The sequence below is a fragment of the Streptomyces sp. NBC_01450 genome, from assembly GCF_036227505.1.
In the GTDB taxonomy this organism is placed as follows: domain Bacteria; phylum Actinomycetota; class Actinomycetes; order Streptomycetales; family Streptomycetaceae; genus Streptomyces.
Genome location: NZ_CP109480.1, coordinates 531,867 through 545,380 on the forward strand (window position 1 = coordinate 531,867; position 13,514 = coordinate 545,380).

Sequence of the window (13,514 nt, forward strand, 5' to 3'; positions counted from 1 at the left end):
ACCGGCGCTGTCCGAGATCCATGTGCCGCCGTAGTACGAACCCGGCCTGTTGATCAAGCCCGCCTCTGGGAGGTCAAGGTCACAGCCGCGTCCTCTGCTGCTCACCTGCGGATCTGGCCTAGCATCCGAGCATGACGGTCCTGCCTGACGACGGGCTCTCGCTGGCCGCCGAGTTCCCTGACGCGACGCATGAGCAGTGGCAACGCCTGGTTGAGGGCGTCCTGCGCAAGTCGGGCAAGGAAGTCTCGGGCGACGCAGCGGAAGACGCCCTGTCCACCACGCTGGAGGACGGGCTACGCGCCCGGCCCCTGTACACCGCGGACGACTCCGCGCCCGATCCCGGCCTGCCCGGTTTCGCTCCCTTCGTCCGAGGTGGCCGCCCCGAGGGCAACACCCTCGGCGGCTGGGACGTACGGCAGCAGCACACCGCCGCCGACGGCGCGGCGGTCCTGGCGGACCTGGAGAACGGCGTCACCTCGCTCTGGCTGGTCGCCGGTGCCGACGCCATTCCGGTGTCCTCGCTCGACCGGGTCCTCGACGGCGTCTATCTCGACCTGGCTCCCGTCGTCCTCGACGCGGGACGCGAAGTCGAACCCGCCGCACGCGAATTGCTACGGCTCTACCAGGAGCGCGGGGTCGCCAAGGAGGCCGCGCGCGGCAACCTGGGAGCCGACCCGCTGGGCTACGAGGCCCGTACGGGAGACGACGGGTTCGACTTCGCGCCCGTCGCCGCTCTCGCGGAGCTGTGCGCCGAGGAGTACCCGGGGCTGCGGGCGCTGACTGTGGACGCGCTGCCGTACCACGAGGCCGGCGGCTCGGCGGCCCAGGAGCTGGGCAGTTCGCTGGCGACCGGCGTCTCCTATCTGCGGGAGCTGACCGAGGCGGGGCTGACCGTCCAACAGGCCGCCGCCCAGCTGGAGTTCCGGTACGCGACGACGGCCGACCAGTTCCTGACCATCGCCAAGCTGCGGGCGGCGCGCCGGCTGTGGGCGCGGGTGACCGAGGTCTGCGGGGCCCCGGTCGGTCAGGTGCAGCACGCGGTGACCTCGCCGGTGATGATGTCCCGCCGTGACCCGTGGGTGAACATGCTGCGCACGACGGTGGCGACGCTGGCCGCCGGGGTGGGCGGCGCCGACGCCGTCACCGTGCTGCCCTTCGACCACGCCCTGGGACTGCCGGACGCCTTCGCCCGCCGGATCGCCCGCAACACCTCGACGATCCTGGTCGAGGAGTCGCATCTGTCCCGGGTGATCGACCCGGCCGGCGGGTCCTGGTATGTGGAGCGGCTCACCGACGAACTCGCCCACGCGGGCTGGGAGTTCTTCCAGCGGATCGAGCGGGAGGGCGGCCAGGCGGCGGCCCTGCGCTCCGGGCGGCTCGGCCAGGACCTCGCCGACACCTGGGAGGCGCGCAGCGCGAAGCTCGCCAAGCGGCGCGAGCCCGTCACCGGGGTCAGCGAGTTCCCGAACCTCGCCGAACGTCTGGTGGAGCGCGAACCCGCCCCCGTGCCGCCGGGCGACGGGCTGCCGCGGGTGCGGCGCGACGAGGCGTTCGAGGCGCTGCGGGCCCGTTCCGACGCCCACCTGGCGGTGACCGGTTCCCGGCCGCGGATCTTCCTGGCCGCCCTCGGCCCGGCCGCCGCGCACACCGCCCGCCTCACCTTCGCCTCGAACCTGTTCCAGGCGGGTGGCATCGAGCCCGTCACCGAGGGCGCGTTCGAGGACAGCGGCGCCAGTGAGGTCTGCCTGTGTTCCAGCGACACGCTGTACGAGGAGCGGGCCGCGGAGGTCGCCGGGGCGCTGAAGGCGACGGGTGCCGGGCACGTGTTCCTCGCGGGCCGTCCCGGGCAGTACCCGGATGTCGATGACTATGTCTTCGCGGGGTGCGACGCCGTAGCCGTGCTCTCCGCCACCCTCGACCGTATGGGAGTGTCCTGATGGCAGCCATGGGAATTCCCGACTTCTCCGGGATCGAGCTGGGGGTCCCGAAGGCCGACGGCGGCACCGACGACTGGCACGGGGCCGTCAAGAAGGCCACCGGCGGGGCCGATCTCCTGTGGGAGACCCCGGAGGGCATCGCGGTCGAGCCGCTGTACACCGGGCAGGACCTGGAGGGCCTGGACTTCCTGGGCACCTACCCGGGCATCGCCCCGTATCTGCGCGGCCCGTACCCGACGATGTACGTCAACCAGCCCTGGACGATCCGTCAGTACGCGGGCTTCTCCACCGCCGAGGAGTCCAACGCCTTCTACCGGCGGAATCTCGCGGCCGGCCAGAAGGGCCTGTCCGTCGCCTTCGACCTGCCCACCCACCGCGGCTATGACAGCGACCACCCGCGCGTGACCGGTGACGTCGGCATGGCGGGCGTGGCGATCGACTCGATCTACGACATGCGCCAGCTCTTCGACGGCATCCCGCTGGACAAGATGACCGTGTCGATGACCATGAACGGTGCGGTACTGCCCGTACTCGCGCTCTACATCGTGGCCGCCGAGGAGCAGGGCGTACCGCCTGAGAAGTTGGCCGGGACCATCCAGAACGACATCCTCAAGGAGTTCATGGTCCGCAACACCTACATCTATCCGCCGAAGCCGTCGATGCGGATCATCTCCGACATCTTCGCCTTCACCTCGCAGCGGATGCCGCGCTACAACTCCATCTCCATCTCCGGATACCACATCCAGGAGGCGGGCGCGACGGCCGACCTGGAGCTGGCGTACACGCTGGCCGACGGGGTGGAGTACATCCGGGCGGGACGGGACGCGGGGATGGACGTGGACGCGTTCGCGCCGCGGCTGTCCTTCTTCTGGGCGATCGGCATGAACTTCTTCATGGAGATCGCGAAGATGCGCGCGGCGCGGCTGCTGTGGGCGAAGCTGGTCAAGCAGTTCGACCCGCAGAACGCCAAGTCCCTTTCCCTGCGCACCCATTCACAGACGTCCGGGTGGTCGCTGACCGCGCAGGACGTGTTCAACAACGTCACGCGTACGTGTGTGGAGGCGATGGCGGCGACGCAGGGCCACACCCAGTCGCTGCACACCAACGCCCTCGACGAGGCCCTCGCGTTGCCCACCGACTTCTCCGCACGCATCGCCCGCAACACCCAGCTGCTGATCCAGCAGGAGTCCGGCACCACGCGGGTGATCGATCCGTGGGGCGGCAGCGCGTACGTCGAGAAGCTGACGTACGACCTCGCGCGCCGGGCGTGGCAGCACATCGAGGAGGTCGAGGCGGCGGGCGGTATGGCCAAGGCCATCGACGCGGGCATCCCCAAGCTGCGCATCGAGGAGGCGGCGGCCCGTACCCAGGCCCGTATCGACTCCGGACGCCAGCCGGTCATCGGCGTCAACAAGTACCGCGTCGAGACCGACGAACAGATCGACGTCCTCAAGGTCGACAACTCCTCCGTACGCACCCAGCAGATCGAGAAGCTGCGGCGGCTGCGCGCGGAGCGCGACGAGCAGGCGTGCCAGGACGCGCTGCATGCCCTGACCCGCGCGGCCGAGAGCACCGGCAACCTGCTGGAGCTGGCCGTGAACGCGGCCCGTGCCAAGGCCACGGTCGGCGAGATCTCCGACGCCCTGGAGAAGGTGTACGGACGGCACGCGAGCCAGATCCGTACGATCTCGGGTGTGTACCGCACCGAAGCCGGCGAGTCGCCGTCCGTCGAACGCACCCGCACCCTGGTGTCCTCCTTCGAGGAGTCCGAGGGCCGCCGGCCCCGCATCCTGGTCGCCAAGATGGGCCAGGACGGCCACGACCGCGGCCAGAAGGTGATCGCCACCGCCTTCGCCGACCTCGGCTTCGACGTCGACGTCGGCCCGCTGTTCCAGACCCCGGGCGAGGTGGCGCGCCAGGCCGTAGAGGCGGACGTGCACATCGTCGGGGTGTCCTCGCTGGCCGCCGGACACCTCACCCTCGTACCGGCGTTGCGGGAGTCGCTCGCCGAGGAGGGCCGCGAGGACATCATGATCGTGGTCGGCGGGGTGATTCCGCCGCAGGACGTGCCCACGCTTCTGGAGATGGGCGCGGCGGCCGTCTTCCCGCCCGGGACGGTGATCCCGGACGCGGCGTACGACCTGGTGCAGCGGCTGTCCGCCGACCTCGGCCACGACCTCTGACCCCCATGGCGATCGACCTCGGCACCTATGTGAAGGGCGTACTCGACGGGAAGCGGGCGCTGGTGGCGCGCGCCATCACGCTCGTCGAGTCGACCCGTCCCCAACACCGCGCCATGGCACAGGAGTTGCTGACCGAGCTGCTGCCGCACAGCGGAAGGGCGCGGCGGATCGGGATCAGCGGCGTGCCCGGCGTGGGCAAGTCGACGTTCATCGACGCGTTCGGCACACTGCTCACCTCGCTCGGGTACCGGGTCGCGGTGCTCGCCGTCGACCCGTCGTCGACCCGTACGGGCGGTTCGATCCTGGGTGACAAGACCCGGATGGAGCGCCTGGCCGTCGACCCGGCGGCCTTCGTACGGCCCTCCCCCACCGCCGGCACACTCGGCGGGGTCGCGAAGGCGACCCGGGAGTCGATCGTGGTGATGGAGGCGGCGGGCTACGACGTCGTCCTGGTCGAGACGGTCGGCGTCGGCCAGTCGGAGACCGCGGTCGCGAACATGGTCGACTCCTTCCTGCTCCTGACCCTCGCCCGCACCGGGGACCAGTTGCAGGGCATCAAGAAGGGCGTCCTGGAGTTGGCGGACGTCATCGCCGTCAACAAGGCGGACGGACCGCACGAGCGCGACGCCCGCGCGGCGGCACGGGAGTTGGCGGGCGCGCTGCGGCTGATGCACCCCGCCGACGCCGCCTGGACCCCACCGGTACTGAGTTGCAGCGCCCGTGAGTCGACCGGCCTGGACGCGGTCTGGGAGCGCCTCGAACAGCACCGTGCGCTCCTCGACTCCACCGGCCGCCTCGCCGCCAAGCGCCGCGACCAGCAGGTGGACTGGACGTGGACGATGGTCCGCGACGAACTCCTCGGCCGCCTGCACGCCGACCGGGCCGTACGCGCCCTCGCTCCCGGCCTGGAACAGCAGGTGCGGGACGGGGAGTTGACGGCCACGCTGGCCGCCGAGCGCATCCTGGGGGTGTTCGGCAGCGAGAGCGGCTGAACCACGGGCGAAAGGGGCGCACCGGGTGATGCGGTGAGCCCTGTACGCGCCCCCGTGTGCCGGGGGAAAATGCGCCATGTCGACGGTCATGTGGCTGAGGTAGCGCTTACCCAGCCGCTCATTTTCCAGAAAGCAGGTCGGCTGCCGTGCTGTTGCGTCTGCCCACGTCCGTTTCCGAAGCACAGGAGTGCATGGCCGAGGGGGCGGTGCCCATAGGCGGGGCGACGCTGGTGTGGGCCACCTGGCAGCGGGACGGCTTCCCCGAGCGGGCGATGTCGCTGCGCGACCTGCCTGAGGCCAACACGATCGGACGCGAGGCACTGGGTGGGGCCGTGGTGCTCAACCGGATCGACGACCGCGTGCCGGAGGCACTGCGACGGGCGGCCTCCACCGTGGGGACCGGAGCCGTGCGCCGCACGGCGACCGTCGGCGGCAACATAGTCGGCAGCACGCTGCGCTGCCTGCTGCCCGCCGCCCTCGTACTGGAAGCCCGCGCGGTGGTCCTGGAACCGGACAGCGTCTACGAGACCGACCTGGCCGAGGTGCTGGCCAAGGGCCACCTGCTGCTCAGCCTCCGCTGGCGCGATCCGATAGCCAGTTCGTACCGCAAGCTGGCCGGCGAAGCGGGGGGTCCGCCGCCGTTCGTCGTCGCGGCCGCTCTGCACGCCGCCGACGACGGGGGAACCCGCCTCCGTGTCGCCGTCCGCGACGGGTACGAGGTGCTCGCCGAGAGCACCGAGTACGACACCGGTTCCGATACCGAACGGGTCCTCGATCACCTACGTCGTACGGCCCTCGGCGCACTGCACGCCACGGCCTGGGAAGCGGTCCGCGAACAGGTCACCGACCTGATGTCCCGCTCCGCCGACCACTGAGGACTCCCGAACTGCGACAGCACGATCTCGAGGCTGCCGCGGCCGGTCGGTCCGACCTGCCACCATCAGGCAGGATGGGCGCCATGACCGAGATCCACACGCCCCGCCTCCTCCTCCGCCGCTGGACCGACGACGACGTCGTGCCGATGGCGGACATCAACGCCGACCCCCGAGTCATGCACTGGATCGACGACGGCTCCGTTCGCGACGTGGAGCACACCGCGGACGCCATCGAGCAGTGGGAGGAGGAATGGGACGAGGAGGGATTCGGCCTCTTCGCCGTCGAGCTGCTGGCCTCCGGGGAACTGGCCGGCTTCGTGGGCCTGTCCGTGCCCGAGTTCCTGCCGGAGGTCCTGCCCGCCGTGGCCATCAGCTGGCGGCTCGGCTCACCGTTCTGGGGCCAGGGGTACGCCTCCGAAGCCGCCCAGGCCACGTTGGAGTTCGCACTCCAGGATCGTGGCCTCGACCGCGTCATCAGCATCAGCCGAGCGGGGGACGACGCCTCCGAGAACGTCATCCGCAAGCTCGGTATGACGCTGGAGCGCGAGACGACGCATCCGGTGTTCGGCTATTCGCTGCGCGTTCACGCCATCGATCTCACCGAGTTCGAAGCGTGAACCCGGCCGAGCCGTAGAACCTCGCGGCTCAGGCCCTGGTACGGTCCGGCGCGACCGGTGGCGCGACGAGCACCTTGGTGAGCGGGATCCGGGCCAGCAGGATCGCCCCGTACAGGATCAGGAGGACCCCGACGGTCTCGGGGATCAGCCACCAGCCGGTGCGTACCTCCTCCCCGTACAAGGTGACGCCCAGGGCAAGGCTGACCAGGGCGTCACCGAGGGTGAGGGCGGGTTGGGAAGCGACGAGGGGGCCGGACTGCACGGCGTTCTGCAGGAGGAACAGTGCGCAGACTCCGGCGGCGGCGAAGGCGTAGGTCTGCCAGGCGAGGAAGAACCCGGTGGCGCCGCCCGTCTGCCAGGCGTGCGTGGCGTCCTTGATCAGGGCCGCGGTGAGTGCGTAGCCGATGGCCGCCGCCGCGCCGAAACAGGCCGCGCGTGCGCGTCCGGCGGGGCGCCGCAGCGCGACTGCGACGGCAGCCGCCATGACGCCGACACAGCACACCATGGCCAGGATCCACCCGCCCGTGGTGGGCAGGTCCGTCCCGAGCGAGGGTGCGGCCGCGACGAGTGCGATGCCCAGGCCGCCGGCGATACACCCGACGGCGATCCATCCGTGCCGGGTCACCCGCCTCCGTAGCACCAGACCGCCGATGAGCAGCGCGAACGGCAGCTCCAGAACGAAGATCGGCTGTACGACGGAGAGCGCTCCGTCGACCAGCGCCAGTGCCTGGAAGCACGCCGCCGCCATGACCGCGGCCATCCCGCCCAGCCACACCGGCCGGTGCAGCAGTTCGATGAGCAGCCTGGCGTGGAAGCCCTCGGACAACGGCACGTCCTGTGCGGCGCGGCGCTGGAGGACAGTGGCGGTCGCGTTGCTGACCGCAGCCAGCACCGCGAAGGCGACGGAGAACACCAACCCCACCGGCTCGCCCCTCCTCCTCTCCCGCTTCTCCCATGGGCGCACACGGGCACACTCGGCCAACCAGGACGCGCGCCCCACATCCATGCTCCCGCGGCACCATGGAGTCCGCCCCTTGACGGCTCCCGCGGCCGGAAATCACGGGTTGGCCGAGAACGTTCCCGCGTGACAAGCGGCTGGCACGGTTCCCTCGTCTGCGGCCCGGGGGGTACTGGCCAATAGCGCTCGGTCACCCCTGGGAACCGTCCGGCGTCGAAAGAACGTCCGGGCCGACCAAAGCTTCGATGTCATGGGCGGGTGCGGGTGATCGCATTGCGTGACGGCCCGGTTACATCGGCTTCACGAGACGCACGCTTCCGGCCGAGTGCCCCTTCCGGCGTGCCAGTTGGGGCAGACGGTGCCCTCGCGGTTTGCCTAGCCTCCCGGGCCATGCGATCCACTCTGATGAGACGCCTCGGTTTCGCCGTCGTCTTCGCCCTTGTCCTCGCCGTGTTCGGTCTGGCGCCCAGCGCGAGCGCGGCCGACCCGGCTCCGGCCGACCTGACGTTCACGACCGACAGCGCCACCACCCGACCGGGCGGCACGGTGAACCTGTCGATGACGATCACCAACAACAGGACGTACGACGTCTGGTTCGTCTATCAGACGATCGACCCCACGTGGCTGACCACGCAGCGGCCCGACCTGAAGTACAGCTTCACCGGCTGCAGCCTGGCCACGGCCGCCGGCAGCACCCCCTGTTCGGGTACCGGGCCCGCGAACCTCGGCGCCAACTACGGCTGGACCATCCCGCCCGGCCAGAGCCGGACCGTCACATTGACGCTGCAGATCGCCGCCGACTCCGGCTGCAACGGCAACATCGGCTTCTACTCGTACTTCTACGCCGAGTTCAGTGACAGCGCCAACTCCAGCGGCGGCCCGGTCTACACTCCCGAGACCCGCGTGCTCTGCTCCTGACGGCAGGCCGGTGACCACGTCGGATCGAGCTCCGGTTCGGGGCGTCCGTGGGACACCTGGCCCCTGGTGGCGGACGGTTCGCGCTGCGCGCGGGTCGGCCGCCACCGGCGTGTCGGGGTGCGGATGAATCAATTCCGGCCCGGACACGTGAAGTTCACATTATCCGGACCGGTGATGCCGCAACGCGGTGGACTCCCTCGCTCCGCATCCGCTCCGGCTCAGGTCACGACCAGTCCGCGGGGGCCATGGGGCAGTCTCGCCCCACAGTCCGCTGCGACCGACGGACCGGCGTTCCGGACACCTTGATGACCGATTAGATGCCCGTGCTTTTCCGTCACGTTTCGCAGCATGACCACGAAAGCTACACACGGACACCACCATGTGACGCAGCGGATGCGTCGGCGACCGGCACCTGAGGGGGGCGGCGGCGTCGCGCAAGGGGGTGCGTCCGCTCCGAAGGAGCCGCACTCACCCCTGCCCGGGGAGGGGACTTCGCCGCATGCAGCGGACCACGCGGACCATGCACAGAACCGCGCTCGGCGTGGGCGCGCTCATCGCCTCGCTCGGCCTACCGGCGGGCACGGCTCACGCCGACGCCACCGCACCCCGGATCGATCTGCGGGTGCTGGTCGTGAGCGACGGTGGCCCGTCGACCGATGCCATCGCAGCCGAGCTGGACGCCGCCGGCACGCCGTACACCGAGGTCGACCTCCAGCAGTCCGGCAGGTCCGTGATCGACGCCGGTTTCCTGGCGGAGACGGTGGACGGTCGTCCGCGCGCCAAGTTCCAAGCCGTCGTCCTGCCCAACGACAACCCGTTCCCGGCGGGCTCCGCCGAGATGGCGGCGCTGGCCGCCTACGAGCAGACGTACGCCATCCCTCAGGTGGACGCGTACACCTACGCGCGTCCGGAGGCCGGGCTCCCGTACCCCGTCAGCGGCGGCTACTCCGGCAGCGTCGACGGCGTACAGGCTCAGGTCACGGCGGCGGGCAAGGCGGGGCCGTTCGGCTATCTCGACGACACGGTGCCATTCGAGGACAACTCCCCCACGGTGGGCGAGAGTTACGCGTATCTGTCGACGCCCGCCCCGGGGGCCGACTTCACCCCATACGTCGACGCGCCGATACCGGGGCAGTCGACGCGGGGTTCCCTGGTGGGCGAGTACCGGCACGACGGGCGGCGCGAGCTGGTCGTCACATTCGTCTACAACCAGTACCAGCAGCAGTTCCGGCTGCTGGCCCGCGGCATCGTGGAGTGGATGACCGGGGGCGTGCACCTCGGCGCCTCGCGCAACTACTTCGCCGTGCACGTCGACGACGTCTTCGCCGCCGACGACCGCTGGGACACCGAGCTCAACTGCACGCCAGGCCCGCGCTGGGCGAGGCCGACCGAGCCCGGGACCGCCTCGGACACCCGGAAGGCCGCACCGGCGTCGACCCGTGCCATGCTGGAACCGCTGATCATGGCGGAGAGCGAGGCAGAACAGCAGCGTGAGGACAGCGACACGGCCGGGCCGGACAAGGATCTGGGACCGCTTCGCGGCATCGGACCCCGGGCTGCTGCGGCTCATGGCCGGGCTGCGGACGGTGGGGGCCATCGCGCTCACGCTCGCCGTACTGGCGCCGCTCGGGGCCAGTAAGAGTCACCTGGTGGCCGGTTCCATCACGGCCATGGCCGCGACCTTCGCCATCAAGGAGAAGCAGTGGCGCCAACAGGCGGTCACGCTCGCGCTCGGGCTGGTCGTGGCACTCACCTCGATGTCGCTGGGGGCGCTGCTCAGTACCCACGTGGTCGCGGGTGACCTCTTCTTCCTGGCACTGATCTTCGCCGCCGTGTACAGCCGCCGCTTCGGTGATCGCGGGACGGCCCTGGGTCTCATCGGGTTCCAGGTCTACTTCGTGTCCCTGTTCGTCAGGGCCGGCCTCTCCGGTCTGCCGGGGCTCTGCGGGACCCTGGTCGTCGCGTTCGTGTGCAGCGCGCTGGTGCGTTTCGTCCTCGTGTCGGAAACACCCGAACGGGTGCTGCGTCGGCTGCGCTCGGCCTTCCGGGCCCGGCTGGCGCAACTGGTGGCCGCCCAGATCGAGTTGCTGGACGCCGGCCCGGACCGCGTGGAGAAGGCTCTGGAGGAGGTCAGGCGGCACACCGCCCGGCTCCACGAGAGCGCCATGATGATCCAGGGGCGGCTGGAGGAGGGGACCCGCGACAGCGCCACCGCCGCGCACGTGCAGCGGCGCATCGCCGACGCCGAGATCGCCGCCGAGCGGCTCGGGGTGCTCATCCTCACCGCACGCAGCGCGGAACGCGCCGACACGCTCACCCTGCATCTGCCGCACGCGCCCGTGCCCGCGGCGAGCGACCGGCTCCGGACGCAGGACGACACCACCGCCACCCTGCGCCGTGATCTCGAGGCGCTGCGCCTGCTCGTCCTGCGCCCGGTCGCCGAGGACCGCGGTACCGGGGTGGCCCATGTGCGCAACCGGCTGCTCGGTTACCGCGACGAGGAGAACCTGCCGCGCGCCTCGGCGGCCGTCCAGGACGTCTTCCGCGGGATCGGGGAGACGGCGCGTGCCGTCCTGGGTCTGCGGCTCGCGATCGACGGGCCCCAGGACGAGTCCGACGACACGCCGTCGACGACCCGTTCCCGTGAGGAGCTGGACGCCGAGGACGTCGCCATCGTCAGGGCCGAGGAGGACGAGGGGGACACGCAGGACCGCACGGGGTGGAAGCGTCCGACGACCCGCACCGCGGTCCAGGTGTCGGTGGGTTCGGCCCTGGCCATCGTCGGCGGTGAGTTCCTCTCCAGCCAGCGCTGGTACTGGGCCGTGCTGACCTGCTGGGTGGTCTTCCTGAACACGGCGTCCACCGGGGAGATCCTGGTCAAGGGCTACCGCCGGCTGCTCGGCACCGTCCTCGGTGTCGTCGCCGGTGCCCTGCTGGCAAGCGTGGTCGGCTCCCACACCTGGACCGCGTTCGGCCTGGTGCTGCTGTTCATCTTCGCGATGTTCTTCACCGCGCCGCTGTCGTACGCCCTGATGTCCTTCTTCGTCACGGCGATGCTGGGCCTGCTGTACACGCTGCTCAACACCTACAGCACCGGGGTGCTCGTCCTTCGCATCGAGGAAACGGCGCTCGGCGCCGCCTGCGGTGTCATCGCGGCCGCCCTGGTCCTGCCGGTGAACACGGACCGCCGTACCGACGAGCTGCTGGCCACGGTCCTGAAGCGGCTCGGGGAGGTCACCGATGCGGCGGTCGATCAGCTGAGCGGCGGCCCGGCGACCGAGCTGCTGGACAAGGCGCGGGATCTCGACACGGCTCTGGACGATCTACGGTCCTCCACGCAGCCCTTGACCCATCCGATCACCCCGCTGCGGGCCCGCCGGGAGACCGTGCGTTATCTCGTGGCGCTCCTGGAGACGTGCGCGTACCACGCGCGTTCCCTGGCGGCGACGGCCGAGCTGCTGCCCCACAGCAAGACCGTCGCGGCCGATCCCCGGCTCAAGGGGGCCGGCCGGCGCATGGCGCACAACATCGACGTCCTTGTCGCACGCGTCGAGGACGACGACACCGAAGGCGTGGCCGAGACCGGCCCCAGCCTCGCGTCCATGCTGGAGTCGGACCGGCCGGGACTCCCCCGGCACGACCGCGTGACGGACCGGGTACTGCGGCATCTGCAGCGCCTGGACGAAGGCGTGATCGGCCTCGCGCGCCCGCTCGGAGTACGGGTGTCGACCCCCGCGGGCACGGCGTCGCGGGGGTCCGCCGCCTAGTTCCGCGGCACTACAAGGGTTCGGCGGTCACGACTTCAGAAAGGCCGCCAGGCCCTCCAGCAGCCGTTCCACGTCGTCCTCGTCGTTGTACGGCGACAGGCCGAGGCGCAGGCCTCCGGTGTCGCCCAGGCCGAGGTGGCGTGATGCCTCCAGTGCGTAGAAGGTTCCCGCGGGCGCGTGCACGCTGCGCGTGGCCAGGAAGCGGTAGGCGTCCGCCGTGTCGCGGTCGTCGAAGGTCAGGAGAAGGGTGGGGGTGCGGTCGGCCGCCCGGGAGCGGATCGTGACGCCCGCCAGTGCGGCCAGGCCGTCTTCCATCCGGTCCCGCAGCGCTCGTTCGTGCCGCTCGATCGTTGCGAAGGCGGACCGCAGCCGGGCACGCCGGTCATCCGCCGGACCGGTCCCGAGACCGGCGAGCAGGTCGACGGCGGCCCGGGTGCCGGCAAGGAGCTCATAGGGCAGCGTCCCCAGCTCGAAACGCTCCGGGACCATGTCGGTGGAAGGCAGCAGCTTGTCGGGAAGCAGCGTCTCCAGCAGGGCCGGAGCGGCGGCGAGCACGCCGTGGTGCGGGCCGAGGAACTTGTACGGCGAGCACACGAAGAAGTCGGCGCCGAGCCGTGCGAGGTCCACGAACGCGTGCGCCGTGTAGTGCACGCCGTCGACGTAGAGCAGTGCGTCCGTGCGGTGGACCAGGCGGGCGATCTCCGCGACGTCGGGGAGGGTGCCGATCAGGTTGGAGGCAGCGGTGACGGCGACCAGCCGGGTGCGCTCGGTGAGCAGTTCACCCACGGCCGAGGGCGGGAGTTCGCCGGTGACCGGATCGAAGTCGGCCCATCGCACCCGGGCGCCGGCCCGTTCCGCGGCCTGGATCCAGGGGCGGATGTTGGCGTCGTGGTCGAGGCGGCTGACCACGATCTCGTCGCCGGGGGCCCAGTCCTTCGCCAGCGCCCGGGAGAAGTCGTAGGTGAGTTGGGTGGCGCTGCGGCCGAAGACGACTCCGGAGGGTTCCCCGCCCAGCAGGTCGGCCATGGCCTGCCGGAACTCCCGGACAAGGGCCTCCGCGTTCGCCTCTCCCGGGGTGACGCTGCCCCGGTTCGACAGCGGTCGGGTGAGCGCGTCGGCGATCGCCGCGCCGACCGCCGCCGGCGTCTGGGTGCCGCCCGGACCGTCGAAGTACGCGATGCCGGTCCGCAGGGCGGGGATCTGGGCGCGCAACGCGCCGACGTCGTAGGTCACTCGGGCTCCTTGGGTGCGATGTGCGGGTGAGCTG

At 70.9% G+C, this 13,514-nt stretch carries 9 protein-coding genes and 1 pseudogene; 8 read left to right on the forward strand and 2 right to left on the reverse strand.

What is annotated here, in order from left to right:
- The first annotated feature begins 131 nt into the window (after positions 1 to 131).
- From OG568_RS02475 to OG568_RS02495, 5 genes are all read left to right on the forward strand, one after another.
- Complete coding sequence (locus OG568_RS02475; RefSeq protein ID WP_329530065.1) at positions 132 to 1,937, forward strand: methylmalonyl-CoA mutase subunit beta; 1,806 nt, start codon at positions 132 to 134, stop codon at positions 1,935 to 1,937.
- An 8-nt stretch (positions 1,938 to 1,945) separates the two neighbouring features.
- On the forward strand, positions 1,946 to 4,120 hold the full coding sequence (gene scpA / locus OG568_RS02480; protein ID WP_329536243.1) for a methylmalonyl-CoA mutase: 2,175 nt from the start codon (positions 1,946 to 1,948) through the stop codon (positions 4,118 to 4,120).
- Between the two features lie 5 nt (positions 4,121 to 4,125).
- Positions 4,126 to 5,112 (forward strand): methylmalonyl Co-A mutase-associated GTPase MeaB, encoded by a 987-nt coding sequence (gene meaB / locus OG568_RS02485; protein ID WP_329530066.1) that lies wholly within the window; start codon positions 4,126 to 4,128, stop codon positions 5,110 to 5,112.
- Positions 5,113 to 5,258: 146 nt separating this feature from the next.
- Positions 5,259 to 5,987, forward strand: coding sequence for an FAD binding domain-containing protein (locus tag OG568_RS02490; protein ID WP_329530067.1), 729 nt, complete (start codon positions 5,259 to 5,261; stop codon positions 5,985 to 5,987).
- An 83-nt stretch (positions 5,988 to 6,070) separates the two neighbouring features.
- Entirely contained in the window at positions 6,071 to 6,604 is a 534-nt protein-coding gene (locus OG568_RS02495) for a GNAT family N-acetyltransferase (RefSeq protein WP_329530068.1), read from the forward strand.
- Positions 6,605 to 6,632: 28 nt separating this feature from the next.
- On the opposite strand, the gene OG568_RS02500 is transcribed toward OG568_RS02495, so the two are convergent.
- A complete protein-coding gene (locus OG568_RS02500; RefSeq protein ID WP_329530069.1) occupies positions 6,633 to 7,526 on the reverse strand; it encodes a DMT family transporter in 894 nt (297 codons plus the stop codon).
- 426 nt (positions 7,527 to 7,952) lie between these two features.
- Here OG568_RS02500 and OG568_RS02505 point away from each other — a divergent pair, with 426 nt between their 5' ends.
- The 3 genes and pseudogenes from OG568_RS02505 to OG568_RS02515 all read left to right on the forward strand — a co-directional run bounded on the left by OG568_RS02505 (position 7,953) and on the right by OG568_RS02515 (position 12,247).
- A complete protein-coding gene (locus tag OG568_RS02505; RefSeq protein WP_329530070.1) occupies positions 7,953 to 8,480 on the forward strand; it encodes a hypothetical protein in 528 nt (175 codons plus the stop codon).
- 499 nt (positions 8,481 to 8,979) lie between these two features.
- Positions 8,980 to 9,849: pseudogene (locus OG568_RS02510) on the forward strand (hypothetical protein); the annotation flags it as partial.
- Between the two features lie 199 nt (positions 9,850 to 10,048).
- Positions 10,049 to 12,247, forward strand: coding sequence for an FUSC family protein (locus tag OG568_RS02515; RefSeq protein WP_329536244.1), 2,199 nt, complete (start codon positions 10,049 to 10,051; stop codon positions 12,245 to 12,247).
- 27 nt (positions 12,248 to 12,274) lie between these two features.
- Here the strand turns inward: OG568_RS02515 and OG568_RS02520 are convergent, their stop codons facing one another.
- Positions 12,275 to 13,480, reverse strand: coding sequence for a cysteine desulfurase-like protein (locus OG568_RS02520; RefSeq protein WP_329530071.1), 1,206 nt, complete (start codon positions 13,478 to 13,480; stop codon positions 12,275 to 12,277).
- Positions 13,481 to 13,514: the final 34 nt, after the last annotated feature.

Coding starts and splice junctions, on each gene's coding strand:
- OG568_RS02475 (WP_329530065.1), top strand. CDS start 132: ATGACGGTCCTGCCTGACGACGGGCTCTCGCTGGCCGCCGAGTTCCCT.
- scpA (WP_329536243.1), top strand. CDS start 1,946: ATGGGAATTCCCGACTTCTCCGGGATCGAGCTGGGGGTCCCGAAGGCC.
- meaB (WP_329530066.1), top strand. CDS start 4,126: ATGGCGATCGACCTCGGCACCTATGTGAAGGGCGTACTCGACGGGAAG.
- OG568_RS02495 (WP_329530068.1), top strand. CDS start 6,071: ATGACCGAGATCCACACGCCCCGCCTCCTCCTCCGCCGCTGGACCGAC.
- OG568_RS02505 (WP_329530070.1), top strand. CDS start 7,953: ATGCGATCCACTCTGATGAGACGCCTCGGTTTCGCCGTCGTCTTCGCC.
- OG568_RS02515 (WP_329536244.1), top strand. CDS start 10,049: ATGGCCGGGCTGCGGACGGTGGGGGCCATCGCGCTCACGCTCGCCGTA.